The following is a 26624-nucleotide window of genomic DNA, read 5'->3' on the forward strand; positions in this document are numbered from 1 at the left end:
CGAATTGTGAAAGCACTGACATGGCAGGGAAAGCGCTCGGTAAGCGTGGCAGAGGTACCGGACCCGGTGATCCAGGAACCCACGGACGCCATCGTCCGGATCACCTCCACCGCGATCTGTGGATCGGACCTGCACCTGTACGAGGTCCTTGGCCCGTACATGCACAAGGGCGATGTGATCGGCCACGAACCGATGGGCGTTGTGGAAGAGGTGGGTAGCGCCGTCACCAATCTCCGCAAGGGGGACCGGGTGGTGGTCCCCTTCAACATCTCCTGCGGCCACTGCTACATGTGTAACCAGGGCCTGCAGTCCCAGTGCGAAACGACGCAGGTCAAGGACAAGGGTTCCGGCGCTGCGCTCTTTGGTTTCTCCGAGCTCTATGGTTCCGTCCCGGGCGGCCAGGCCGAATACCTTCGGGTGCCCCACGCGGATTACGGCCCCATCAAGGTGGGATCCGAGCTCCCGGACGAGCGGTACCTGTTCCTCTCCGACATCCTCCCCACCGCATGGCAGGGCGTGGAGTACGCGGACGTCCCGCCCGGCGGCACCCTCGCCGTATTCGGGCTGGGGCCCGTGGGCCAGTTCGCCAGCCGCATCGGGGTGCAGCGAGGGCTCCGCGTCATCGGAGTGGACCCCGTCGCAGAACGGCGGGACATGGCAGCGCGGCACGGAGTGGAAACTCTCGATTACGCCAAAGGTGTTGCCGACCAACTCCGGGAAATGACGGCCGGAAGGGGCCCGGACGCGGTGATTGACGCCGTCGGGATGGAAGCCCACGGCTCACCTGTTGCCGGCTTCGCGCACCAGGCACTGGGACTCCTGCCCGACAAGCTCGCGCAGAAGGCGATGGAAACCGCTGGTGTGGACCGGCTCGCGGTGCTCCATACCTCCATTGACGCAGTGCGGCGTGGTGGAACACTGTCCCTGAGCGGGGTCTACGGTGGCCAGGCCAGCCCGATGCCGCTGCTGACCATGTTCGACAAGCAGATCCAGGTGCGGATGGGGCAGTGCAACGTGCGGCGCTGGACCGATGACATCCTTCCCCTCGTGGAGGACGACGCCGACCCGCTGGGTGTGATGGACCTGGTCACCCACCGCTCGGGGCTGGAAGGCGCGCCGGCCCTGTACGAGAAGTTCCAGAAGAAGGAAGACGGCTGCATCAAGGTGGTCCTCAACCCCTGACCTGACCCAACTGGCTCGCAGTTAACGTCCCGAAACCGCGTTGTGGCGGCGCTAACTGCGGGTCAGTTTTCCGGGCAGAGCTTGTTCAAGGCCTCCTGCGCCACATCCTGCATTTCAGAGATCAATGGGTTCAGCTCGAGGGTCGGCGGCGCGGGCGGGTACGCGACTGCAAGGGCCAGTTGCTTGCTGCCGTCCTCGCTGGTCACTGAAATCATGCCGTAGCCGTCGATGTCTCCGGGAAGGCCGTAGTAGAAGCGGTTGTTGCAGGTGTTGTTCCACCGCCGCAGGGCAAAGCCGTAATACTGCGAGTAGCCGCCCTTCATGGCCGTCACGGTGTCTGGTGACAGCAGCCTGCCCTGCAACAGTGCCGCGTAGAACCTGTTCACTTCCTCCACTGTGGACAGGACTCCGCCGGAGGGCAGCTCACCGACCCAGGCCGGCCGCGCCACGTCCAGCCGCTTTCCTTCGACGGTGATGTAGCCGTGAATCATGGTGGCTGGCGGGGACCCGCCGTCCAGGCGGGTATTCGCCAAGCCCAGAGGCTCCGCGATGTCAGCGGCCAGGACGGGCCCAATCCCTTTTCCGCGGACCCGTTCGACTATCAGGGCAAGGGCTGAGTAGTTCGAACGGGAGTAGTCGAAAATCCGCGCCAGCCGGCCGTCCCACGGTACGGTGGCGGCAAGGGCCAGTTGCCGTTCAAGGCTGAGCGGCCGGTTCATCGTCGCCTCCCAATTTCCGGAGGCCAGCCGGGGAACATAGAAGTCGGGGATTCCCGACTCGTGGGTCAGGAGTTGGCGGACTGTGACAGGCCCGGGTGGGTGCAGCACGGTTCCGAACTCAGGGAGATAAGTGCTGACTTCTGCATCCAGATCGAGCCTGCCCTCCTCCACCAGCTTCATCACCGAGACCGCCACCAGTGATTCGGTGATGCTTCCTATCTGGAGAGGATCCGCGATTGTCGCCGGTTCTTTTGACTCCAGGCTGCGGACTCCGGCAGCGTGCGTCCACGTGTTGTCACCGTTCCTGACGGCAATAAGGACTGCAGGGGCGCCTTCCTCCAGCATCCGGGCACTGAAGTCCTTCAGAAGGGCGAAGGCCGGGTGGTCCGGCTCCGGGGGCGGTGGTTCCTCGATGCAGCCGGTCGAGGATGCCACCAGCAGGACCGAGCACAGGCAGGCTGCAACCCGTTTCCACGCACGTCTCCGGCGGATGCCCATGGACCAATTTTCCCCCCGCTGAGTAGTGCCCGGTGTCGTTTTGACGCTCCAAAACGTCGTGGCACTACATGGTTGGGACAGGGGAGGGCAGTTTAGGTGAGGCGGACCTGGCGGTTCATGTCCTTGTAGAGCAGGTACCGGAACTCGCCGGGGCCCCCGGCGTAGCAGGCCTGCGGGCAGAACGCGCGCAGCCACATGAAGTCGCCCGCCTCCACTTCCACCCAGTCGTTGTTCAGCAGGTACATGGCTTTGCCTTCCAGGACGTACAGGCCGTGCTCCATGACATGGGTCTCCGGGAAAGGGATCACGCCGCCGGGCTGGAACGTCACGATGTTCACCTGCATGTCGTGCGCCAGGTCGCTGGAGTCCGTGAACCGGGTGGTCTTCCACGCGCCGTTGGTGTCCGGCATCGCCGTCGGCTCCACTTCCTGGTCGCTGGTGACGAAGGACTTCGCCTCGTACCCCTCGAGCCGCTCGTAGGCTTTGCGGATCCATTGGAAGGACACGACGTCGTCCGAAACGTTCTCCAGCCCCCACTGGGAGCCGGCGGCAAGGTAGGCGTAGCCGCCTTCTTCGAGCTGGTGCAGTTCACCATCCAGGGTCAGGTTGACCTTGCCGCGGGTCACGAAGACGACACCTTCCACGCCGGCCTCGAACTCGGCCTTCGGGGCGCCGCCGCCCGGGCCGACTTCCACGATCAGCTGGGAAAACGTGGTGGCGAACCCGGAGATGGGACGGGCGATGATCCACGACCGGGTGTTGGTGAAGCCCGGCAGGTTGCTGGTCACGATGTCGGTCATCACGCCCCTGGGAATGACCGTGTAGGCCTCGGTCACGATGGCCCGCTCGGTGGTCAGGTGGGTCTGCGGCGGCAGGCCGCCTTCGGGGGAGTAGTACTTGCCCATGGGGATCCTTACTGGGAGTTGGAAGTGGTGGCCAGCCGTGGGTGGGCCAGTGCAGTGAGTTGGGGGATTCCGACGCCGGCGAGCGCCTGGACTTCATGGGCACCTACGGCGCCGCACTGGACGCCGCGCAGCACGAACGCTGCCAGTGCGCGGGCGGTGGCGGGTTCGTCCATCACGCCGCCTTCGGTCCGTTCGACGTAGTTGCGCAGGCGGGCTGCGGCGGCGGGCAGGCCCTGCCGGTAGAAGGCGTAGGTGGCGGCGAACCGGCTGGGGAGCTGGGCCGGGTGCAGGTCCCATCCCTGGTAGTAGCCGCGCTCCAGGGATCGCCGGACGAGACGCCCGTGCAGCTGCCAGGCGTTCTCCACGTTGTCGCCCACCGGGATGATGTTGGTGGATCCGTCGGAGAGCCGAATGCCGGTGCCGGCTACTGCCAGCTGCATGACTTCCTTGGCGAAGTCCGCCACCGGGTGCTCCATGGACTGGTATTCGGCGGAAATCTGGAGTGACGCCGAGTAGTCGTAGGTGCCGTAATGCAGGCCGCTGATCCGGCCGGGCACGGCATGCGGCAGCTGCGCCACCGGGGAGGTGCCCTCGGGTCCGAGGATCAGCTGCGGCGTCTCCACCTGGACCTCGAAGCGGAGCCGCCCTGCCGGAAGCGAGTGCACTTCCTCCAGCCGCGAGACGGCGTAATCCATCGCCTGGACCTGGGCCACCGTGGTGACCTTGGGCAGGGTCAGGATTAGCCCTTCCGGCAGCTCGCCGGCCGCGGAGAGCCCGGAAACGAACAGGTCAAGCGTCCGCAACCCGCGCGACCGTGTCGGCGCCTCAAAACACTTGAAGCGGATCCCGATGAACGGGGGAGCGGAGCCGGCAGCGACGGCGGCGGCCACAGCGGATGCCGCAGCAACCGCGGCGGCATCCTCGGCGTCGTCGCCCCTGTCCCCGAAGCCGTCCTCAAAATCGAGCCGCAGGTCCTCGATCGGTTCGCTGGCAAGTTTTGCCTCCACGCGGGAGGCAACGGCCCCGGCGAGGCCGGTGTCCTGGCCGAGCAGCGCACCGAGTTTTTCCAGCCCGCCGTGCGCGGCCGCGGTGGCCAGCGCCTCGGCGCCCCAGTCGGCAGCGAGCGACGGCGTGAACCGGTCTGCGGGGACGTACACCGTGTGGACGGGCTGGCGGGAGCCGTCGTCGCCCGGGTAGTTCTGCTCCAGCAGGCGGTCCGTGGGGGCCAGCTGCCCATCGATGTGCGCGAGGTCCCCCGGGGACAGCGAAGGCTTTGGTCCAGCCATGCCTCAGCCCACCAGTTCGTAGGCCGGGGTGGTGAGGAAGTCCGTGTAATCCTCCGAGAGACAGATGTCCCCGATCAATGCGCTGGCCGGCTGGTAGTAGCGGCGGAAGGCCTCGTCGCCCACCTCCGTGCGCAGGCGTTCCGTTTCCTCGCCCAGGATCCGCTCCACCAGCTCGCGGGTGACGGTGTTGCCGGTGTCAGCGAGCACTGACTTGTTCCGGATTTGCTGCCACACCTGCGAGCGGGAGATTTCCGCGGTGGCGGCGTCCTCCATCAGGTTGTGGATGGCCACGGCGCCGTTTCCGGACAGCCACACGGCGGTGTAGGCAACGGCGACGTACAAGTTGAGCCGTAAGCCCGACTCAGTCACCTGCCCGTCAGCGGAGGCCACATCCAGGAGCTGCTCCGCAGTGACGGAAACTTCCGGGCGCTGCTTGTCCAGTTGGTTTGGCTTGTTGCCGAGCACTGAGTCGAAGACTTCGCGGCAGGTGGGGACGAGGTCCGGGTGCGCAACCCATGAACCGTCGAAGCCGTCGTTAGCCTCGCGGGTCTTGTCAGCGCGAACCTTGGCGAAGGCCGCCTCGGTGACCTCGGGGTGCCGGCGGTTGGGGATGACGGCGGCCATGCCGCCCATCGCGAAGGCACCGCGCTTGTGACAGGTCTTGACCAGCAGTTCGGTGTAGGCGCGCATGAACGGTGCGGTCATGACAACCGAGGCACGGTCCGGGAGCACAAACTCCTCGCCTGCATCGCGGAAGTACTTGATGATGCTGAAGAGGTAGTCCCAGCGGCCGGCGTTGAGGCCCGAGGCGTGGTCCCGCAGCTCGTACAGGATTTCGTCCATTTCGAAGGCAGCGGGGATGGTCTCAATCAGGACGGTGGCACGGACGGTGCCCTGGTTCAGTCCGAGGTAATCCTGGGCAAAAACAAAGACGTCGTTCCAGAGCCGCGCCTCCAGGTGGCTCTCCATCTTGGGCAGGTAGTAGTACGGGCCCTGCCCGTTGAGGACCAGCTGCTTGGCCACATGGAAGAAGTGCAGGCCGAAGTCCACCAGAGCGCCCACGCCGGGTTCGCCGTTGATCAGCAGGTGCTTCTCCGGCATGTGCCAGCCGCGGGGGCGGGCCACCACGACGGCGAGCGGGGCGTCGGTGCGGAGCCTGTATTCCTTGCCCTCGTCCGAGGTGTGGCTGAGGGTGCCCTGGGCGGCGTCGCGGAGATTCAGGATGGCGTCGACGACGTTGCCCCAGGTGGGTGTGCTGGCATCCTCGAGATCCGCGAGCCACACCTTGGCGCCTGAGTTCAGTGCATTGATGGCCATCTTCGCCGGTGAGGCGGGCCCGGTCATCTCAACCCGGCGGTCCTGCAAAGCTGCCGGTGCGGGCGCAACCTTCCAGTCGCCGTCGCGCACGTCCTGCGTTTCCGGCAGGAAGTCCAGCTTGCCCGTCTCCGCCACGCGCTGGCGCTTGGCGGCCCGGGCGGCCAGGAGTTCGTTGCGGGTGCCGGCGAAGCGTGTGTGCAGCTCCTCCACGAAGGCCAGCGCCTTGGGGGTAAGGATCTCCTCTGCGCGGTTGATGGGCCGGGGATCTGTGACAGTGATGGCCATTTCTGGTCCTTTCCTTGTGCTGAAGTCAGGCGGTGAATCAGGCGCTGGCCAGGGCGGCTTCGGGTGCCGGTGCTGCTGCGGCGGCAACGCTGGCGTTGTGGGCGGCGGCGGCCACTGCGGAGGCAACATCGGCGGCGACATGGGGATCGAAGACGCTGGGGATAATGTAGCTGGCATTGAGCTCGTCGTCAGCTACCCGGTTGGCGATTGCCTCCGCGGCGGCCACCAGCATCTCCGGGGTGATGTCCGAGGCCCCGGCGTCGAGCAGGCCGCGGAAGAAGCCGGGGAAGGCGAGCACGTTGTTGATCTGGTTGGGGAAGTCGCTCCGGCCGGTGGCCACCACGGCCGCATGGCGCGATGCGATGACGGGATCGATTTCCGGCGTGGGGTTGGCCATGGCGAACACGATGGCGTCCTGGGCCATGGCGGCCACCTGTTCCTCGCCGATGACGTGCGGGGCGCTGACGCCGATGAACACGTCAGCACCCACGAGCGCTTCGTGGAGGGTGCCGGCGAAGCCTTCCTCGTTGGTGTTCGCCGCGATCCAGCTGCGGTGCTCGTCGCTGTAGGTTTCACCCGCGTGGATGGCGCCGGAGCGGCCTGCGGCGATGATGTGCCGGGCGCCCTGTGCCTTGAGGAGCTGGATGATGGCGGAACCGGCCGCGCCGACGCCGGAGACGACGATCCGGACCTCATCGAGCTTCTTGCCCACCACGCGGAGTGCGTTGACCAGGGCAGCGAGGGTGACGATGGCGGTGCCGTGCTGGTCATCGTGGAACACCGGGATGTCCAGTTCCTCGCGGAGCCGGTTCTCGATTTCAAAGCAGCGCGGAGCGGCGATGTCCTCAAGGTTCACGCCGCCGTAGACGGGTGCGAGTGCCTTGACGATCCGGATGATCTCTTCGGTGTCCTGCGTATCGAGGCAGACGGGCCAGGCGTCCACGTTGGCGAACTGCTTGAACAGGGCGGCCTTGCCCTCCATCACGGGCAGTGCCGCGGCGGGGCCGATGTTGCCCAATCCCAGCACGGCGGATCCGTCCGTGACGACGGCGATGGTGTTGCGTTTGACGGTCAGGTTGCGGGCAGCTGCGGGATCCTCGGCGATGGCGAGGCAGACGCGGGCGACGCCGGGAGTGTAGGCGCGGGAGAGATCGTCACGGTTGCGCAGGGCTACTTTGGGGACCACCTCGAGCTTGCCGCCGAGGTGCATCAGGAAGGTGCGGTCCGAGACGTGTTGGACCGTGACGCCGTCGAGCGCGTTGAGGGCGTCCATGACCCTGCCGGCGTGCTCGTCGTCGGTGGTGTTGCAGGTGACGTCGACAACCAGGGTCTCGTGGTGGGACTCGCTGACGTCCAGGGCGGTGATGGCGGCGCCGGCGGCGCCCACGGCCGCGGCGAGCTCGCTGGTGGCGCTGAAGCTAGACGGTGCTTCCACGCGCAGGGTGATCGAATTTCCGGGGCTGGGGTTCGCCATTGAATGTCCTCCTGTTGGGCCCGGTACGGGCAGCTGTTGAATCCGAATGTTTTCGTATTATGGATATTATTATCTACTTTGTGGAATTACAAGCCCTCATGTTCCTTCATCGCTTCCGTTAAGCCTGTGCTGTATCTTGAGAGCATTAGGGCAATTCTTTTCACGATGCGGATAAGACTTGTCGGAATCCGAGTCCACAGGAGACTGGTACATGGCTGAAAAAGCCGCAGGCGGCGTCCAATCCGTTGAGCGCGTCTTCGAACTGCTGGAACTGATCACGGATGCAGGCGGGGATGTCACCCTCAGCGAACTGTCCTCCTCCACCGACCTGCCGCTGCCCACGATCCACCGCCTGCTGCGCACGCTGGTGTCGCTGGGTTACATCCGCCAGCTCCCCAACCGGCGGTATGCCCTGGGCCCGCGGCTCATCCGGCTGGGCGAAGGGGCCAACAAGCAGCTCGGCGCCGTGGCGCGCCCGCAGCTGAAAACGCTGGTGGACAGGCTGGGCGAAACCTCCAACATGGCCGTGCTCGACTCGGACATGGTGATTTACGTGGCGCAGGTGCCGTCGCTGCACTCGATGCGCATGTTCACCGAGGTGGGCCGGCGCGCCCATACCCACGCCACCGGCGTCGGCAAAGCCATCCTGGCCCAGCTCGACGACGATACGGTCCGCGGCATCGTCACCCGCGCCGGGATGCCCACCCCCACGGCGAAGAGCATCGGCGACGTCGATGAGCTTCTGGCCGACCTCAAGCTCATCCGGGAACGCGGCTACTCCATCGACGAGGAGGAGCAGGAGTTGGGTGTCCGCTGCTTCGCCATGGCCGTGCCCAACGCCCCCACCCCTGCCGCCATTTCTGTTTCCGGGCCGGTGTCCCGGGTGGACGAAAACTTCGCCGACAAAGCCGTGCCCATCCTCCGCGAAGCCGCCGAGGCGATCTCCCTGGAGCTCAACCGCACCTGACGCACCCAAGCGGCATCCCGCCGTCGTACAAAACACGTGAAATGGCAGTTCACCGCAGTGCCCGGAAGGAACATTGCGGTGAACTGTCATTTGGCGCGGGGTTGTTAGTGGTCTGACGCCTTCTCGGACGACTGGACAGGGACTTCCTTGCCGTCGCAGTCGATGAGCTTGCCGCCCTCGAAACGGTCGCCGTCGGCCAGGCACTTCAGGTCCTCTTCCCGGATCACGCGTCCGGTCCCGGCGACGAACACGGACTGGTTCTCCGAGTTGCCGGCCTTGAAGTGGTTGAACAGCAGGTTCAGCAGGATGGCCATCACGGCGGCCGAGCTGATGCCGGAGTGGAAGATGGTGCCGAACCAGGACGGGAACTGATCGTAGAAGGCCGGAGCGGCAATCGGGATCATGCCGAACCCAATGGAGGCCGCCACGATGATCAGGTTCATGTTGTTTTTGTACTCCACCTTGGCGAGGGTGCGGATGCCGCTGGCGGCCACCGTGCCGAAGAGTACGACGCCGGCGCCGCCCAGGACAGGCGTGGGCACCGCTGCGACCACTCGGCCAAGGACCGGCAGCAGGCCGAGGATTACCAGGATCAGGCCGCCGGCGCTGACCACGAAGCGGCTCTTGACGCCGGTGATCGCCACCAGGCCTACGTTCTGGGCGAAGGCGCTCTGCGTGAAGGAGTTAAAGAGCGGGGAGATGGCGCTGGAGAGCATGTCCGCCCGGAGGCCGTCGCCGATCCGCTTGGAGTCCACCTTGGTGCCCACGATCTCACCCACGGCGATGATGTCTGCAGAGGTCTCGGTCAGGGTCACCAGGATGACGATGAGCATGGAAATGATGGCGGCAATCTCGAACACCGGCGGCCCGAAGGCGAACGGTGTGGGGAAGGCGACGATCTCGCCCTGGGCCACCTTGGAGAAGTCGGCCATGCCGAAGGCGAAGGCGATCAGCGTGCCCAGGACCATCGCGAGCAGGATGGACAGCCGTGAGATGGCGGCGCTGCCCACTTTGCTCAGCAGCAGGACGATGGCCATGGTGGCGGCGGCCAAACCGATGTTGGCCATGCTGCCGTAGTTTTCCGCTTTGTTATTGCCGCCCATGGCCCAGTTGGCCGCCACCGGCATAAGCGTGAGCCCGATGGTGGTGATGACGGTTCCGGTAACCACCGGAGGGAAGAACCTGATGATCTTCGAGAACAGCGGCGTGATCAGCAGGCCGATCAGTGATGCCGCGATAACGGACCCGAAGACTGCCTGGATTCCGCCGCCGCCGTGGACGATGGCCACCATGGTGGAAACTCCGGCGAAGGAAACGCCCTGCACCAGTGGAAGCTGGGAGCCGAAGAACGGGACGCCGATGGTCTGCAGGATGGTGGCAAGGCCGCCGACGAAGAGGCAGGCGGCGATCAGGAGGCCGATGTCCTGCGAGGACATGCCTGCCGCAGCGCCAATGATCAGGGGCGGGGCAATGATCCCGCCGTACATGGTGAGGACGTGCTGGAAGCCGTAGGCGAATGTGCTGGCGATGGGGAGGCGCTGGTCCTCAGGCCGGGTTGAATGCTGGCCTTTTCCGGCGATGGAAGCAGCCGGTTTCTTTCTGATGTTCATGGCAGACTTTCTTGGTTCATGGCAGACGACATTGTCTGGCTAACGGGGTCTGGCTAACGGTGTGGCTGAAAGATGAGAGGTATGGCCCGGAGTTTTGTCCAGGTAATGGGCGTTTTGAGCCGCTCAGGGGTCGAAAACGTGGACAAAAACTCCGGGCTTGGTGGTTGGTGTTGCGGTTTAGCAGAAGCCGGCGATGCCTGACCAGGCGATATCGGCCGGGGTGGCGTCGTCGCGCTGGACGGTGGCCTCGATCAGGCCGTAGGGGCGGTCGGCAGCGTAAAAGACCTCGTTGGGATTGTCGAGGCCGAACGGTGAGAGGTCAACGAGGAAGTGGTGCTTGTTGGGCATCGAGAACTTGATTTCGTCGATCTCGCTGTGGGCTTCGAGGACCTTGGTGCCCATGTCGAACAGGGTCTGCTGCAGGGCGTGGGAGTACTTCTCCGTGAAGCCTTCGAGCAGGAGTCCTTTGACGTCGTCGTAGCTCTTGTTGAAGTCCAAGGCGCTGAAATCGGTTCCGGTCTTGAACCGCCACCGGGCCGAGACGTCGGTGGCGAGGATGCGGTCCGTGGTTTCCGGCAGGGTGGTGTACCGGTCCTTCGGGTAGCCCGTGAAGCCCGACTGGGTGGACTTGAGGACGGTCAGGTCCTTGAGTCCGGAGATCAGGTGGGTGGTGGCGCCGTCGCGGACCAGGACGGCGGTGCGGACTTCCTGGCCGTTGCGCACGAAGGAGTGGTCGTGCTCCGCGCCGTGGGCCTGGATCCGGTTCCAGCTGTACGACTCGGCTTCCCAGCGGCCGCCGTTTACCCAGTCAAAGCTGGAGGTGAAGTGCTCGCCGAGCCGAAGCAGGAACGCCTCGGGGGAACCCACGCCGTCGCGGGCGAAGGCGTAGATGGTGTTTTTCTGGGTGTCCGTGGCCACCACGTGGGCGTTGTCGCCCTCGAGGTGGGCGGCGGAGAAGTCTCCCCGCAGCTGCGAGGTGACGCTCAGGTCTTCGATTTCGTGGCGGTCGGTGTCGCGGGTGATCTTGACAACCCGGACCTCGGCCTTTCCGTACTGGTTTTCGCCGAGGATGATCTTGCTGCTCATGGTCTGTTCCCAACTCCCGGTAAGTGGAACCTAGGTTCCATCACTGAAATTAAGCGCGCGTTTCAAGCGCGTTTCCGGTGGAGCCGACCCAACAAAAAAGAGCCGGCATCCATTGATGCCAGCTCATTACGACCCTGCCTGCTGCTCCCAGGTTACGTGACTTACACCACGAATTGAGATCCAGCGTACCCCCGCAAGCCGGTGGTGTACATCACAAGTTGAAAATCCGCTTTGTGACTGGCCGCCCCCTCGGTGGTCGATTGGGCCATTGACGCTTCTGTGGCCAGCCCTTAAGATATTCCACATAACAAAAGTTATTTTCCGTTAGGCGGAAACAATGCAACCTTTGAAGGAGGATCAGATGTACCAGCAGGACAGCACGCCGGTAGCACCGGCACCAACGGCGGCACCCTCGGTCCAGGAGTTCTACCTTCCCCTTGGCGGCGGGACGGATCCGGACTTCTACCTGCCCGCAGACCGTGAGCACGTTCCGGGACGCTTCTCGCGCTGGGTGCACGGCCTGCCCGGCTTCGGCGGCCAACGGTCCTGACGGGACTTGCGACGTAGCGGCGCACCGCCATTTCGACGGTTCCCCGCCCGTTCGATGATGCGAGTCGTCGTCCAGGCGGGGAATCGTCGAAACGGGCGTCAGCCGTTCACCAGCCGCCGCGCAGCCGCTGAATGATCAGCGATAAGTCCGGCGATATCCAGGCCCGGAATCTGCCCGTCCACCACGCGCCACGAGCCGCCCACCATCACCCGGTCCGCCCGGTCAGCAGCACACAGCAACAATGCAGCGATGGGATCGTGGCTGCCGGAAAAGCGAAGGTCGTCCAGCCGGAACAGGGCCAGGTCTGCCTGCATTCCGGGGGCCAGCTGACCCAGCCCCGAACGGCCCAGCACTGAGGCCGAACCGCGGGTGGCCCAGCCGAGGGCCCGCTCCACCGGAACGTCCGCCCCGTACCGCAGCCTTTGCAGGTACAGCGCCTGCCGCGCTTCCAGGATCATGTTCGAAGCATCGTTTGACGCCGAGCCGTCCACTCCCAGCCCCACGGGAACCCCGGCGTCCTCCAGTTCCAGGACCCTCGCGGTACCGGACGCCAGCCGCATGTTGGAGGTGGGGCAATGCGCGACGGCGGTGCCCGCGGCTCCCAGCCTGGCGATCTCGGCGTCGCTGAAATGGATGCCGTGGCCCAGCCACGTGCGGTCCGTCAGCCAGCCCACGCTGTCCAGGTAGTCAACGGTCCGCAGCCCGAACATCTCCCGGCAGAAGTCCTCCTCGTCCAGGGTCTCGGCGAGGTGGGTGTGCAGGCGGACGTCCAGCCGCTCCGCGAGCGCTGCACTTTCGGCCATGATCTCCTTGGTCACCGAAAACGGCGAGCAGGGTGCGAGGGCAATCTGGATCACGGCGTCGTCACCGCGCTCGTGGTACTGGCCCACCAGGCGCTCGCTGTCGACCAGCACCACCTCCGGTTCCTGCACAGTGGACTGGGGCGGCAGGCCGCCGTCGTCCGTCCCGAGCGTCATGGACCCGCGCGTCAGGGTGGCCCGCATCCCCAGCCGGCGGACCGCCTCAACCTGGATGTCGATGGCATTCTCCAGCCCGCCCGGGAAGAGGTAGTGATGGTCGGCGGCCGTGGTGCAGCCCGAGAGCAGCAGTTCCGCCAGCGCCACGGTGGTGGCCAGCTCCAGATCGCGGGGCGTAAGCCGGGCCCACACCGGATACAGGTTTTGCAGCCACGGGAACAACGGGGCATTGGCAACCGGACCCCAGGCGCGGGTGAGGGTCTGGTAGAAGTGGTGATGGGTGTTGATCAGGCCCGGCAGCAGCACGTGGCTGCCGGCGTCGAAGACCTCGCTGCAGGGTTCGGAAGGCACCTGCCCGGCGGCGAGCACTTCCACGATGACTCCGCCGCTGACCACCAGTCCGCCCGAGGCGTCCAGGTGATTGGCGGTAAAAGCGGCCTGCGGATTCTTGATCCAGAGGCGGGAAGCGGGTGCGATGGATGGCGTCATGGCGGTCCTTGTCTGAGGGCGGTGGTGTTCATGCCAGCTCAGTGGGGCCCTGTCTGCTGATCCAGGTGGCCGCGCCTGCGAGCAGAAGTGCTCACAGGCAGCGCGGCTGGGACCAAGGCTAGGACCCTTCCAGTGGCAGCGTCAACGGCGCCGCGAATGTGACCGGGGGAAGTGAAGTGCACGAAACCTGGATTTCACATTACGAAAATAAGTTTCCAGAAAACTATGGCGCAGCCCACATTCCGGTGCTAATCTCGATCTTGCCAAAGGCGGGCACCCGGACCTCGGGAAGCTATCTACCAGGCGCAACTTAACCTTCACAGCACATGCTGAAGCCTGGTAACCGTTCGCACCTGGTTCTACTGGTCCTGCAACGGACTACAGGCTTCCCGGCAAAGGGAGTCGCATCATGAGTACCACCGTCACGGCCGAAGAATTCCTGGCCAGATCCATCAGGTTGGCAACGGCCAACGTCCTGAACAGCGGGGGACCCTTCGGAGCAATGATCGTCACGGCTGACGGCCGGACGTTCGACGGCGTCAACCGGGTCACCGCGGACAACGATCCCACCGCCCACGCCGAAGTCACCGCCATCCGCACGGCCTGCCGCGAACTTGGCACCTTCGACCTCAGCGGAGCCGTCCTTTACACCAGTTGCGAGCCGTGCCCCATGTGCCTGGCGTCCGCGCTCTGGGCACGGGTTGAACGGGTTGTCTTTGCTGCCGACCGGCACGACGCCGCGTCCGTGGGCTTCGATGACGCCGTGTTCTACGAATACTTCGAAAACCAGGACAGGAACTCCCTGATGCCGGTCTCGAAGCTGGAGTTGGACCGCACGCAGGGCCCCGCCCCGCTGGAGCCGTTCAACACCTGGAACACCCTCGATACCAGGATCGACTACTAGGCGGCCGGGATGACCATCCTGGATAGTTCCCACGAGGAGCATTCGGCTCCAACCCCACGCACCCCAAAGCCCGCAACGGGCACTCCCCAACCACCGGCGTCGGACTCTTTCCTTGACCGGTTCTTCCAGATCACCCAGCGCGGCTCCACACTGGCCCGTGAATTCCGCGGTGGCCTGGTCACCTTCTTCACCATGGCGTACATCGTCATCCTCAACCCCCTGATCCTCGGCGGATTCAGCGCAGGCAATGCCCCCACCGACGTCGCCGGGGGCTGGCTGTCCGCAGCACAGGTGGGTGCCGTCACCGGACTCACCGCCGGGGTGATGACCATCCTCTTCGGACTCGTGGCCAACCTGCCGTTCGGCCTCGCCGCCGGGCTCGGCATCAACTCCTTCCTGGCCGTGTCCGTGATCCAGGAAGTCACCTGGGCGGAAGCCATGGGCCTGGTGGTGATCAACGGCATCCTGATCGTGCTGTTCGGTGTCACCGGCGCCCGCACCGCCATCTTCCGCGCCGTCCCCAAGGAGCTGAAAGCCGCCATCACGGTGGGCATCGGCCTGTTCATCGCCTTCATCGGCTTTGTGGACTCCGGTTTCGTCAAGGCAACGGCAGGCGGCCCGCCTGTCCAGCTGGGCAACGGCGGCTCCATCACCTCAATCCCCACGCTGGTGTTCGTCGTTGGCCTGCTGGCCATGGGCATCCTCGTGGCCCGCAAAGTCCAGGGCGGCCTGCTGATCGGCATTGTGGCAACTACCTTCCTGGCCGCCGTCGTCGAAGCGGTCATGAAAATCGGCCCGGCCAGCGAGACCAACCCCGGCGGCTGGCACCTGAACACCCCGGTGCTCTCCGGCCAGCTCGTGTCCGCCCCGGACCTGGTGGGACAGTTCGACCTGTTCGGTGCCTTCAGCCGGATCGGCGGGCTTGCCGCCACCATGCTGGTGTTCACCCTGGTGTTCACCAACTTCTTCGACGCCATGGGCACCATGACCGGCCTGGCCAAAAGCGCCGGCGTCGCCCACAAGGACGGCACGTTCCCCCGGCTGAAGTCGGCCTTCATCGTGGAAGGCGTTGGCGCCGTGGCGGGCGGAGCAACCTCCGGCTCGTCCAACACGGTGTACATCGACTCCGCCGCCGGCATCGGCGAGGGGGCACGGACCGGCCTGGCGTCGGTGGTGACCGGCGTCCTGTTCCTGGGTTCGATGTTCCTGACGCCGCTGACCAGCGTGGTTCCGCTCGAGGTGGCAGCAGCTGCACTGGTGGTGGTGGGCGCGATGATGATGGCCCAGATCCGGGAGATCAAGTTCAGCAAGTTCACCGTGGCACTGCCCGCCTTCCTCACCATCGTCACCATGCCGCTGAGCTACTCGATCGCCAACGGCATCGGCGTGGGCTTCATCAGCTGGGCCATCATCGGGGCGGCGTCCGGCAAGGCGAAGAAGATCCATCCGTTGATGTGGGTGGTCAGCGCCGGCTTCCTGGTCTACTTCGCCCGCGGCCCGATCAACCTGCTGCTGGGCGCCTGACCGCACCCTCGGCAATCTCTCCCTGGAGCCGGGTCAAAAGCTTGGCCCGGCTCCGGATAGGAACGACAATATGGACACCACCGCAGCGCGGAAGAAGGAGTGCCGGCATGCTTGACCTGATCCCTTCACTGACCGGCTGGGCTCCGGCCCTGGCCGGACAGCGGTTCGCGGCGGCCACCATCGTGCGGGCCGGCGGCTCGGTTCCGCGGCCCGTCGGCAGCACCATGCTCGTGTCCGAATCCGGCGCCGTCCTGGGCAGCCTCTCCGGCGGCTGCGTTGAGGGAGCCGTGGTGGTCGCGGCCCTGGAATCAATCGACGACGGCGCCACCCGCCTCGAGACGTTCGGCTACAGCGCCGCCGATGCCTTCGCCGTCGGGCTCACCTGCGGGGGTGAGCTGGACGTGCACATCCAGCCAGCCAATCGGAACGCCGGTTGCCGGCTGGGTGCAGCGCTGCTGCAGTTGGCGGCCTGCGGGCCTGACGCGCCGGTTGCACTGGTCCGAAGGCTGGATGCGGGCGCGGTTGGTGGCGGCAGCAACGCCGTCGTCATCCGAGATCCTGCTTCCGCCAGCGTAGCCGGGTACCCGGACCTGGCGGAGCTCCTGGATCTGAACGGGGATCCCGGCGTTGGCCGGGCCCTGGCCGTACAGCTCGAGTCCTTCCTGCGCGGCGCCACCGGAGTGCTGCAGCTGGCCGGGCCGGGCTTGTGCCCCGGGGAAGCCACCCTCCTGGTGGAGTCCCGGCTCGCGCCGCCGCGCCTGCTGGTGTTCGGCGCCAACGACTTCAGCGCCGCGCTGCTCCCCGCCGCCAAACCACTGGGTTACCGCGTCACCCTGGTGGACGCCCGGCCGGCCTTCGCCTCGCAGGCGCGGTTCGGCACTGCGGATGAGGTGGTGACCGGCTGGCCCCATCAGTACCTCGCAGCCGAAGCGGCGGCGGGACGGGTGGACGCCCGGACCGTGATCTGCGTCCTCACCCACGACCCCAAGTTCGACGTTCCCCTGCTGGAGGCTGCGCTCGCGCTGGATGTGGCTTTTATCGGAGCCCTCGGATCCAGGCGCAGCCACCTCCAACGCGTGGGCGCACTCCTGGACAACGGCGTCCGCCCCGAACGGATTGCCCAGCTCCACTCACCGCTCGGCCTGGACCTCGGCGCCGTCACTCCGGCCGAAGCGGCGGTTTCCGTCCTGGCCGAAATCATTGCCGCCCGGCATCCCGCCGCCTCCCATCAGCCGTTGAGGGAAACCTCCGGCCCCATCCACCAGCAGCGCGCCGCCCAGCCGGCGCCCACCCACGTTAAACAGCAGGAGATCGCATGGACATGAACACCATCGAGGCGGTGGTCCCCACCACCGACCCCGCACAATGGCGCGACGGCGATGCCTGGCTGGCCGGCGGCACCGTCCTGTTCTCCTACGGCAGCTTTGCGTTCGGGCCCCGGCCGCTGAAGCGGCTGCTGGACCTCGGCAGCGCGGGCTGGACCCCCGTGACCGTCAGCGAAGCCGGAATCGAGCTGGCCGCGACCTGTACTGTCACCGAGCTCTACAACCTGCCCGGCTCACCTGCAGCCGCCGGTCACAGCTGGCCCGCCCTGGACCTGGTCCGGCCCTGCTGCGACTCCTTTGTTGCCTCCTTCAAGGTGTGGAACATGTCCACCGTGGGCGGCAACCTGTGCACCTCCCTGCCCGCCGGCCCCGTCATCTCGCTCTGCGCCGGACTGGACGGAACCGCGAACATCCTCGGCCCCGGCGGCGCCAGCCGCAGCGTCCCGGTGACAGAGTTCGTCACGGGCGAGGCCACAAACTGCCTCGCACCCGGCGAGCTGCTCCGCAGCATCCACCTTCCGGCGTCGGCCCTTGCAGCCCGTGTGGCCTTCCGCCGCCTGTGCCTGAGCAATCTGGGCAGGTCAGCGGTGCTGCTGATCGGCAGGCTCGACGCCGGCACATCCTTTGTCCTGACCGTCACCGCAGCCACAAAGCGGCCAGTTCAGCTGCGCTTTGACGGGCTGCCCGACGCCGACGGTCTGGCCGCTTCCATCGACGGAGCGATCCCCGCCGACCTTTATCACAACGACATCCACGGCCTGCCGGCCTGGCGCCGGGACATGACATACCGCCTGGCAGAGGAGATCCGTGCCGAGCTCGCCGCCCCCGAAGGGGCCCCCGGGATCCGGGTATCCGGCGACTTCTGGCCGCCGAAGGACCGTGGACTCTACGCACACCAGGAAGGGGCCTGAGCATGGCCATCGAGATCAACGGCGTTCCGGCCGGAACCGCACCGCGCCCCGGGCAGTGCCTGCGGACCTTCCTGCGCGAGCAGGGCAACCTCGGTGTTAAGAAGGGCTGCGACGGCGGCGACTGCGGGGCGTGCACAGTCCACGTGGACGGCACTCCGGTGCACAGCTGCATCTATCCGGCCGTCCGCGCCGAAGGGCACGAGATCACCACGATCGAGGGCCTGGCTGTGGCTTCCGGCGGAGGCAGCACCGAACTCCACCCCGTGCAGCAGAAGTTCATGGAGCGCCAGGGTTTCCAGTGCGGTTTCTGCACGGCGGGCATGGTGATGACCGCCGCAACGTTCGACGACAAACAAAAGGAGAACCTGCCCCGCAACCTCAAAGGGAACCTCTGCCGCTGCACCGGCTACCGGGCCATCTCGGACGCCGTCTGCGGGCACGCCGGGCACCCGGATCCGAAGGGGCAGGGCTCCGGGATCGCGGGAAAGGGGCAGCCCGATCCGGAACCGGGTCAGTTGGGCGATGACGTCCCGGCACCTGCCAGCCGGGCAGTGGTCACAGGAGCCGCCCGCTACACCCTCGACGTCCCTGCGGACCAGCTGCGGGGCCTGCTCCACCTCAAGCTCCTGCGCTCGCCGCACGCCCATGCCAAGGTTCTCTCGATCAACACTGATGCAGCGCTGAAGATCCCCGGTGTGGTGGCCGTCCTGACCCACCAGGACGCACCGGACCAGCTGTTCTCCACGGCCCAGCACGAGCTTTTCACCGACGATCCCGACGACACCCGCCTCCTGGATGACGTGGTGAGGTTCCGTGGCCAGCGGGTGGCGGCGGTGGTGGCGGAAACGGTGGCCGCTGCCGAAGCCGGGGTGCGGGCACTGGACGTCCAATACCAGGAACTGCCAGCGGTCTTCTCGCCGCAGGACGCACTGAAGCCCGGCGCGCCGCTGGTGCACGGGGACAAGGACGGCCCGGCGTCGCGCATTTCCCGGCCGGACCGCAATGTGGTGGCCGAACTCCACTCGGAATTGGGCAACGTCGCCGAGGGCTTTGCCGCCGCTGACTTCATCCACGAAGAGACCTACCGCACCCAGCGCGTCCAGCACGTCGCCCTGGAAACGCACGCTGCCATCGCCAGCGTCGACGGCGAGGGGCGACTGCAGGTGCGGACGTCCAGCCAGGTCCCGTTCCTGGTCCGCCGGACGCTGTGCCGGGTTTTCGGGCTGCCCGAGGACAAGGTCCACGTGGTGGCCGGCCGGGTGGGCGGTGGCTTCGGCGGCAAGCAGGAAGTCCTCACCGAGGACATCGTGGCGCTCGCGGCCCTGAAACTCGGCCGGCCTGTCCAGCTCGAGCTGACCCGGACGGAACAGTTCACAGCCACCACCACCCGCCATCCGTTCACCATCAAACTCAAGGCCGGCGCCAGCGTGGACGGCAGGCTGACCGCCCTGGAACTCGATGTCCTGACCAACACCGGCGCGTACGGCAACCATGGCCCGGGCGTGATGTTCCACGGCTGCGGCGAATCGCTGAGCGTCTACAACTGTGCCAACAAAAAGGTGGACGCCCATGCCATGTACACCCACACGGTTCCGGCCGGGGCGTTTCGCGGCTACGGCCTGAGCCAGATGATTTTCGCCGTCGAGTCCGCCATGGATGAGCTGGCGGCCGGCATCGGCATGGATCCATCCGAGTTCCGCCGCCGGAACATGGTGCGCGAGGGGGACCGCATGCTGTCCACCCAGCCGGAGCCCGAGGAGGATGTGCACTACGGCAGCTACGGGCTGGACCAGTGCCTGAGCCTGGTCGGCGACGCACTGGCCCGCGGCCGGGAACGCTACCGGGCTGCCGGGATGGATGAGCTCGGCCCCGACTGGCTGACCGGGGAGGGAACCGCCCTGTCCATGATCGACACCGTGCCCCCGCGCGGACACTTTGCCCACTCCAGGCTCCGGCTCCTGCCGGACGGGACATACCAGGCCGACGTCGGTACCGCCGAGTTCGGCAACGGCACCACCACCGTCCATGCCCAACTCGCCGCCACGGCACTGTCAACGAAGGCCACGCAGGTTTCAGTCCGGCAGTCGGACACGGACCTGATCGAGCACGACACCGGTGCCTTTGGCTCTGCCGGGACAGTGGTGGCCGGAAAGGCCACGCTGGCCGCGGCCGAGGAACTGGCCATCCGGATCCGGGCCTTTGCCGCTGGGACCCACCAGACCCAGGCCTCCGCCTGCGTCCTCGACGGGGACTCGGTAGTCTGCGATGGAACGCCAGTGCCGCTGACGGAACTGGCGCAGGCGGCTGCGGAAGCCGGCGTCGAACTCGCAGCCGAAGGGCGCTGGGGCGGGACGCCCAGGTCCGTGGCGTTCAACGTCCACGGCTTCCGGGTGGCCGTGAACCGGGGAACGGGCGAGCTGAAGATCCTGCAGAGCGTGCAGGCGGCGGACGCCGGTGTGGTGGTGAATCCGCGCCAGTGCCGCGGGCAGATCGAAGGCGGGATTGCCCAGGCCATCGGCGCCGCGTTGTACGAGGAGGTGGTCGTTGACGACGCCGGCCGGGTCACTACTGACATCCTGCGGCAGTACCACATCCCCACCTTTGCGGACGTGCCGCGCAGCGAGGTGTACTTTGCGGACACCAACGACGAGCTGGGGCCGCTCGGCGCCAAGTCCATGAGCGAAAGCCCCTTCAATCCGGTGGCCCCCGCCCTGGCGAACGCCATCCGCAACGCCACGGGCGTGCGCTTCGCTTCGTTGCCCATCGCCCGGGACAAGATCTACCTGGGGCTCAAGGAAGCGGGGCTGGTGCCCAGGCTGGAACCCTCGGCAAGGGGGTAGGGACAGCAGCGTCCCGCAGCAATGAACCGGGCATCGGACCCGTTAAATTCCGGAAGGTGACCGGCCACACCATATAGTCATGGGATGGAACAGCGGATTTTAGGCAAGACCGGACGGAACGTGTCCATCGTGGGGCTGGGCACGTGGCAGCTTGGCGCGGACTGGGGCCACGTTGACCCGGCCCAGGCGCAGGCCATCCTGGCGGCGTCCGTGGAAGCGGGGGTGAACTTCTTCGACACTGCAGACGTCTACGGTGACGGCAAGAGCGAGCAGGCCATCGGGAAGTTCCTCGCGGACAACCCCGGCCACGGCGTTACGGTGGCCACCAAGATGGGACGCCGTGTGGACCAGCGGCCGGAGCACTACACCCTTGCCAACTTCCGCCAGTGGGTGGACCGCTCCCGGAAGAACCTGGGCACCGACACCTTGGACCTGGTCCAGCTGCACTGCCCGCCCACCCCGGTGTTCAGCAGCGCCGAGGTCTACGACGCCCTGGACACCCTGGTCTCGGAAGGTTCCATCCGCAACTACGGCGTCAGCGTTGAGCGCACCGACGAAGCACTGGAAGCGATCCGCCACGAGGGTACGTCGTCCGTGCAGATCATCCTGAACGCCTTCCGGCTCAAGCCCCTGGACGAGGTTCTTCCCGCCGCGAAGGCAGCAAACGTGGGGATTATCGCCCGCGTGCCGCTCGCCTCCGGACTGCTCTCCGGCAAGTACTCCAAGGAGACCACCTTCGCCGAGAACGACCACCGGAACTACAACCGCAACGGCGACTCCTTCGACGTCGGCGAGACGTTCTCGGGTGTGGACTACGACCTGGGGCTGAAGGCGGTGGCCGAGTTCGAACAGCTGGTGCCGGCCGGCGCCAGCACGGCCCAGGCCGCGATCGCGTGGATCGCCGCGCAGGATGGCGTTACCACCGTGATCCCCGGCGCGCGCAACGTGGAGCAGGCGACGGCGAACGCGGCCGCCGCTGGTTTCGCTGTTGATGATGACTTCGACGGCGGAGTCCGCTGGATCTACGACCACTACTTCCGCGACGCCATCCACCCGCGCTGGTAGCATTCCCCGCCGGCCCCCATGCCTCGCTCCGTCAGCACCTTCGTGGAGCGGCTCTCCGCTGTGCCTTCGGGGCCGGGGCTCAACAACTTTTTTGACCACCGCGAGCCGGAAAATGCGGAACGCCGGCGCAACCTGGAGCTCTATCTCGAGGAGGTGCTGGACCGCTCCCCGACGGTGCTGCTGCTCGGCGAGGCCCCGGGATTTCGAGGCATGAGGATCACCGGAGTTCCCTTCACCAACCGCACCATGTTCCAGGGACCGGCCAACAGCTTCGGCTTGTTCGGGCCGGCAAAGGGGTACGTACTGCCGGTGGAGGCTGCGGGAGTGGCTGCCGAGCCCACGGCGACGGTGATGTGGGAGGTCCTGGCAGAACTGGAGTTCCTTCCACTGCTCTGGAGTGCGTGCCCCTGGCATACGCACGTGCCCGGGACGCCGCAGTCCAACCGCACGCCCCGGACTACTGAAGCCAGGCTCGGAGCCCCGTTTTGGCAGGCGCTGACGGAACTCTTCCGCATCGAAACCGTCGTGGCCGTGGGCAACGTGGCGCACCGCAGCCTGCTTTCCAGCGGTATGGATGTGCCGAAGGTCCGGCATCCTTCGCACGGCGGGCGGTCCGGCTTCAAGCGCGGACTCGAGCAGCTGCTTATCGGTGGAATGCAGGCTTGAAGAATACTGGTCGTCGAATACTTGCCCGGCGGAAATCCGCTGCCTGCAGGGCAGGTGCGCCACCATGGCGACTGTGGATGCACAACAGCTTTTTCCAGGCTCCCTCGACGAGATCTATGATGCCCTGTCCGCCCGGGTGCTCGGACTGGGGGACGACATCGTCGAAGAGTTCTCGAGAACCCAAGTAAGTTACGGTGCGGCCCGGAAGCAACGGTGGCTGAACAACCCGCACGCCCTCCATCAGGATTCTCCGTGATCTCGTCGCGTCGACTGCACCCGCGCTGACCTGCCGTGACCGTGCACCTCTTCAGCAGTCTCCTAGTCGAGAAGCCGCAACTGGTCCGGTGAGTCGATGTCCTCACCCGTGGACTGGTCGCTGCAATCCACTTCGTCCACCAGCTCCGGGTGCGACTGCAGGAAGCCGCGCGCCCCGGCGTCGCCGGTTATGGTGGCGCTCACTGCTTCACGCAGGGAGGCGTCAATGAGCAGCGGATGGCCGCGAAGCAGCTTATCCTGCTTTCCGCTTTGCTCCCCAGCCTCCTGCCCAGCCTCCTGCGTGGTCGGCCTGCCGCCGTCGGACGTTTGCCGGCGGTGGTAGGCCGCCGCCGTGATCCGCCCCGGCCGATGGAATGCCAGCAGGCGGCCAACAGTTGCCCGGGTCAGCCCGGGCTGGTCCACGAGCGCGATCAGCAGATGGTCCGCCGGGTCAGCCTCCCGCTCTGCCAGCAGGAACGAGCTGCCCATTCCGGTGCGCCAATCCGTGTTGACGGCGATCCGGTAGCGGTCCAGGTCGGCGATGGCGGCCACGTCAGGCGCGCCCGCGCCGAGCACCACCACCACCTCGCGGCAGCCCCCGTCCAGCAGGGTTCCGGCGATGACCTCCACAAGCGGACGTCCGCGGTACGGCAACATTGCCTTCGGACCCAGCCCAAGGCGGGTACCCGCTCCGGCCGCCAGGACGATGCCGGTCGTCCGGCGGTCCGGTATGTCCCCACCACTACTGCCCATAGCTGCACCCTAGATCATGAATGGCAGCCGGCACGGTCTCCCCCCCGGAAACCGTCCCGGCTGCCGGCATATCGGGCAGGGGTCAGGCGTCGCCGCCAGCCCCGCCGGTGGTCCCGGCATTCACGTCCAGGAGTTTGTAGCGGTCCATGGCGTATTGCGGTGCGCCCTCCTCAACGTCGCCCCTTGCAGCGAGCATCTGCAGGGTCTTCACCACGATGGAGTGGGTATCGTTTTTGAAGAAGCGGCGGGCTGCGGCGCGGGTGTCGGAGAAGCCGAAGCCGTCGGCGCCGAGGGTGGCGAACTGGTTCGGCACGAACTGGCGGATCTGGTCCGGGACGGCCTTCATGTAGTCGGACACTGCGACGATGGGTCCCTGGGCGTCAACCAGTTGCTTTGCCACGAACGGGACGCGGGCTGGTTCACTGGGGTAAAGGAAGGCTTGCTCCTCGGCCGCCATGCCGTCCCGGCGCAGTTCGTTCCAGGACGTGACGGACCAGACGTCTGCGGAGACGCCCCAGTCCTCGGCGAGGATCTGCTGCGCCTCGAGTGCCCAGGGCACCGACACGCCGGAAGCCAGGATCTGGCTTTTGGGACCGTCGATCTTTGCCGGGGCCAGCAGGTAGATGCCCTTGAGGACACCCTCCACGTCCAGCTCCTCCGGTTCGGCGGGCTGGGTGATGGGCTCGTTGTAGACCGTGAGGTAGTACATGAGGTTCCGGTCTTCCGAGTCGGGCCCGTACATGCGTTCGAGGCCGTCGCGGATGATGTGGCCCATTTCGTAGCCGTAGGCGGGGTCGTAGGTGACCACTGCCGGGTTGGTCGAGGCCAGGAGCGGGGAGTGGCCGTCGGCGTGCTGGAGGCCTTCGCCGGTGAGGGTGGTCCGGCCTGCGGTGGCGCCGATGATGAAGCCGCGGGTCATCTGGTCTGCTGCTGCCCAGAAGGCGTCGCCGGTGCGCTGGAAGCCGAACATGGAGTAGAACACGTAGACCGGGACCAGGGGCACGCCGTGGGTGGCGTAGGCGGTGCCGGCGGCGGTGAAGGCTGCGACGGCGCCGGCTTCGTTGATGCCGGGGTGGATCAGCTGGCCGGCGGGGGATTCCTTGTAGGCCAGGACGAGGTCCCGGTCCACGGAGAGGTAGTTCTGGCCCTTGGGGTTGTAGATCTTCGCGGTGGGGAAGAACGCGTCCATACCGAACGTGCGTGATTCATCGGGCACGATGGGCACAATCCGGTGCCCGAACTTCTTGTCCCTGATGAGGTCTTTCAGGAGCCGGACGAAGGCCATGGTGGTGGCGGCCTGCTGCTTGCCCGAGCCGCGCTTGGCCACTTCGTAGGACTTGGCGTCCGGCAAGGTGATCTCGGCGTGCTTGGACCGGCGTTCCGGGACCGAACCGCCCAGGGCGGCGCGGCGTTCCATCATGTACTGGATTTCCGGGGCGTCCGTGCCGGGGTGGTAGTACGGGGGCTGGTACGGGTCTTTTTCGAGCTGCTCGTCCGTGATGGGGATCCGCAGGTGGTCGCGGAACTTCTTCAGGTCGTCGAGGGTGAGTTTCTTCATTTGGTGGGTCGCGTTGCGGCCCTCGAAGTGGGGTCCGAGTCCGTAGCCCTTGACGGTTTTGGCGAGGACAACGGTGGGTTTGCCCTTGAATTTGGTGGCTGCCTTGTACGCGGCGTAGACCTTGCGGTAGTCGTGGCCGCCGCGTTTGAGGTTCCAGATCTGGTCATCGGTCAGGTCCGCGACGAGGTCCTTCGTCGCCGGGTCTTTGCCGAAGAAGTGTTCGCGGACGAACCCGCCGGATTCGGCCTTGTAGGTCTGGTAATCACCGTCGGGGGTTTCGTTCATGATCTTCACCAGCGACCCGTCGGTGTCCCTGGTGAGCAGGTCATCCCATTCCCGGCCCCAGACGACCTTGATCACGTTCCAGCCCGCGCCACGGAAGAACGCCTCGAGTTCCTGCATGATCTTGCCGTTGCCGCGCACCGGCCCGTCCAGGCGCTGAAGGTTGCAGTTGATCACGAAGTTCAGGTTGTCCAGGTTCTCGTTCGCGGCGAGCTGGAGCAGGCCGCGGGATTCGGGCTCGTCCATTTCCCCATCGCCCAGGAACGCCCAGACCTGCTGGTCACTGGTGTCCTTCAAGCCCCGGTTGTGCAGGTACCGGTTGGACTGGGCCTGGTAGATCGCGTTCATCGGCCCGATGCCCATGGACACGGTGGGGAATTCCCAGAACTCCGGCATCAGCCGCGGGTGCGGGTAGGAGGACAGGGCGTGGCCCTGCCGGGACTTTTCCTGCCGGAACCCGTCCAGGTCCTCCTCGCCGAGCCGGCCTTCCATGAACGCCCCGGGCGTACATGCCGGGGGAGGCGTGGCCCTGGAAGAAGACCTGGTCCCCGCCCCCGGGGTGGTCCTTGCCGCGGAAGAAGTGGTTGAAACCCACCTCGTACAGCGTCGCGGCCCCGGCATAGGTGGAGATGTGCCCGCCCACGCCGATGTTCGGCCGCTGGGACCGGTGCACCATCACCGCGGCGTTCCACCGCATGTACGCCCGGTACCGGCGCTCGAACTCCTCGTTGCCCGGGAACGCAGCTTCCTGGTCCACCGGGATGGTGTTCACGTAATCGGTGGTGGTCACCATCGGCACCCCGACGCTCTGCGCACCGGCACGCTGCAGCAGGCTCCGCATGATGTATTGGGCACGCTCGGTGCCCTGTTCCCTGATCAACGAATCCAGGGACTCAACCCACTCGGCGGTCTCTTCCGGATCACGATCAGGCAGCTGGTTAGTCAACCCGCTGAGGATATGGGAGGTATCTTCTCCTGCAGCCACGGGAGCCTCTTTTCGTCGTTGAATGGCCCATGTTTTCGTATTGTGAGAAAACATTCTTGTCTTATGAGATTAGGCAAGCAGGCGGGAGGTGGTCAATATGGAGCGGTCCGCTGGGTTCCCGGGGCGCGGAACGGCTACCTTCCAACCGATTGTGACCGACGGTCATTCATCCGCTCCTTGACCGGAGGTGACGTGGGTCATACCCTTATTT

General features: G+C 66.1%; 20 protein-coding genes and 1 pseudogene. 11 read left to right on the forward strand and 10 right to left on the reverse strand.

Annotation, left to right across the window (positions count from 1 at the left end; translation table 11 throughout):
• The first annotated feature begins 6 nt into the window (after positions 1-6).
• Positions 7-1182: a zinc-dependent alcohol dehydrogenase gene (locus tag QFZ70_RS02280; RefSeq protein WP_307093904.1), complete on the forward strand. Its 1176-nt coding sequence runs from the start codon at positions 7-9 to the stop codon at positions 1180-1182.
• A gap of 62 nt (positions 1183-1244) precedes the next feature.
• On the opposite strand, the gene QFZ70_RS02285 is transcribed toward QFZ70_RS02280, so the two are convergent.
• The 5 genes from QFZ70_RS02285 to QFZ70_RS02305 form a co-directional block, all read right to left on the reverse strand.
• Entirely contained in the window at positions 1245-2399 is a 1155-nt protein-coding gene (locus QFZ70_RS02285; RefSeq protein WP_307093905.1) for a serine hydrolase, read from the reverse strand.
• Positions 2400-2491: 92 nt separating this feature from the next.
• Complete coding sequence (locus tag QFZ70_RS02290; protein ID WP_307093906.1) at positions 2492-3304, reverse strand: bifunctional allantoicase/(S)-ureidoglycine aminohydrolase; 813 nt, start codon at positions 3302-3304, stop codon at positions 2492-2494.
• An 8-nt stretch (positions 3305-3312) separates the two neighbouring features.
• Positions 3313-4590, reverse strand: coding sequence for an aldolase (locus tag QFZ70_RS02295; RefSeq protein ID WP_307093907.1), 1278 nt, complete (start codon positions 4588-4590; stop codon positions 3313-3315).
• A gap of 3 nt (positions 4591-4593) precedes the next feature.
• The gene (gene aceB, locus QFZ70_RS02300; RefSeq protein ID WP_307093908.1) at positions 4594-6192 is read right to left on the reverse strand and encodes a malate synthase A; all 1599 of its coding nucleotides are present in this window, start codon (positions 6190-6192) and stop codon (positions 4594-4596) included.
• Positions 6193-6229: 37 nt separating this feature from the next.
• Positions 6230-7666 carry an NAD-dependent malic enzyme gene (locus QFZ70_RS02305; RefSeq protein ID WP_307093909.1) on the reverse strand — a complete coding sequence of 479 codons (1437 nt, stop codon included), beginning with the start codon at positions 7664-7666 and terminating at the stop codon, positions 6230-6232.
• 211 nt (positions 7667-7877) lie between these two features.
• Here QFZ70_RS02305 and QFZ70_RS02310 point away from each other — a divergent pair, with 211 nt between their 5' ends.
• A complete protein-coding gene (locus QFZ70_RS02310) occupies positions 7878-8633 on the forward strand; it encodes an IclR family transcriptional regulator (protein ID WP_307093910.1) in 756 nt (251 codons plus the stop codon).
• A gap of 104 nt (positions 8634-8737) precedes the next feature.
• Here QFZ70_RS02310 and QFZ70_RS02315 read toward each other — a convergent pair whose 3' ends face one another.
• Positions 8738-10243, reverse strand: a complete 1506-nt coding sequence (locus tag QFZ70_RS02315) for a nucleobase:cation symporter-2 family protein (protein WP_307093911.1) — start codon at positions 10241-10243, stop codon at positions 8738-8740.
• A 177-nt stretch (positions 10244-10420) separates the two neighbouring features.
• The gene (gene pucL / locus QFZ70_RS02320) at positions 10421-11329 is read right to left on the reverse strand and encodes a factor-independent urate hydroxylase (RefSeq protein WP_307093912.1); all 909 of its coding nucleotides are present in this window, start codon (positions 11327-11329) and stop codon (positions 10421-10423) included.
• Positions 11330-11690: 361 nt separating this feature from the next.
• Here pucL and QFZ70_RS02325 point away from each other — a divergent pair, with 361 nt between their 5' ends.
• A complete protein-coding gene (locus QFZ70_RS02325) occupies positions 11691-11879 on the forward strand; it encodes a hypothetical protein (protein ID WP_307093913.1) in 189 nt (62 codons plus the stop codon).
• A gap of 98 nt (positions 11880-11977) precedes the next feature.
• On the opposite strand, the gene QFZ70_RS02330 is transcribed toward QFZ70_RS02325, so the two are convergent.
• The gene (locus tag QFZ70_RS02330; protein WP_307093914.1) at positions 11978-13345 is read right to left on the reverse strand and encodes an 8-oxoguanine deaminase; all 1368 of its coding nucleotides are present in this window, start codon (positions 13343-13345) and stop codon (positions 11978-11980) included.
• A 409-nt stretch (positions 13346-13754) separates the two neighbouring features.
• On the opposite strand from QFZ70_RS02330, the gene QFZ70_RS02335 reads away from it, so the two are divergent.
• From QFZ70_RS02335 to QFZ70_RS02370, 8 genes are all read left to right on the forward strand, one after another.
• Positions 13755-14249 (forward strand): nucleoside deaminase, encoded by a 495-nt coding sequence (locus QFZ70_RS02335; RefSeq protein ID WP_307093915.1) that lies wholly within the window; start codon positions 13755-13757, stop codon positions 14247-14249.
• Between the two features lie 9 nt (positions 14250-14258).
• Positions 14259-15773: an NCS2 family permease gene (locus tag QFZ70_RS02340; protein WP_307093916.1), complete on the forward strand. Its 1515-nt coding sequence runs from the start codon at positions 14259-14261 to the stop codon at positions 15771-15773.
• Between the two features lie 107 nt (positions 15774-15880).
• Entirely contained in the window at positions 15881-17098 is a 1218-nt protein-coding gene (locus QFZ70_RS02345) for an XdhC family protein (RefSeq protein ID WP_307093917.1), read from the forward strand.
• The gene (locus QFZ70_RS02350) at positions 17089-18009 is read left to right on the forward strand and encodes an FAD binding domain-containing protein (protein ID WP_307093918.1); all 921 of its coding nucleotides are present in this window, start codon (positions 17089-17091) and stop codon (positions 18007-18009) included. Before QFZ70_RS02345 ends, QFZ70_RS02350 begins: the two co-directional genes overlap by 10 nt.
• Before the next feature lie 2 nt (positions 18010-18011).
• Positions 18012-20849, forward strand: a complete 2838-nt coding sequence (locus QFZ70_RS02355) for a molybdopterin-dependent oxidoreductase (protein WP_307093919.1) — start codon at positions 18012-18014, stop codon at positions 20847-20849.
• Positions 20850-20933: 84 nt separating this feature from the next.
• Entirely contained in the window at positions 20934-21914 is a 981-nt protein-coding gene (locus QFZ70_RS02360; RefSeq protein WP_307093920.1) for an aldo/keto reductase, read from the forward strand.
• A gap of 18 nt (positions 21915-21932) precedes the next feature.
• Positions 21933-22580: a uracil-DNA glycosylase family protein gene (locus QFZ70_RS02365; RefSeq protein ID WP_307093921.1), complete on the forward strand. Its 648-nt coding sequence runs from the start codon at positions 21933-21935 to the stop codon at positions 22578-22580.
• 64 nt (positions 22581-22644) lie between these two features.
• Positions 22645-22836: a DUF5655 domain-containing protein gene (locus QFZ70_RS02370; RefSeq protein ID WP_307093922.1), complete on the forward strand. Its 192-nt coding sequence runs from the start codon at positions 22645-22647 to the stop codon at positions 22834-22836.
• A 62-nt stretch (positions 22837-22898) separates the two neighbouring features.
• Here QFZ70_RS02370 and nboR read toward each other — a convergent pair whose 3' ends face one another.
• Positions 22899-23588, reverse strand: coding sequence for a nicotine blue oxidoreductase (nboR, locus tag QFZ70_RS02375; protein WP_307093923.1), 690 nt, complete (start codon positions 23586-23588; stop codon positions 22899-22901).
• An 82-nt stretch (positions 23589-23670) separates the two neighbouring features.
• Positions 23671-26413 (reverse strand): annotated as a pseudogene (gene aceE / locus QFZ70_RS02380) (pyruvate dehydrogenase (acetyl-transferring), homodimeric type).
• Positions 26414-26624 lie beyond the last annotated feature (211 nt).

This window comes from Arthrobacter sp. V1I9, from assembly GCF_030817075.1.
GTDB lineage: Bacteria > Actinomycetota > Actinomycetes > Actinomycetales > Micrococcaceae > Arthrobacter.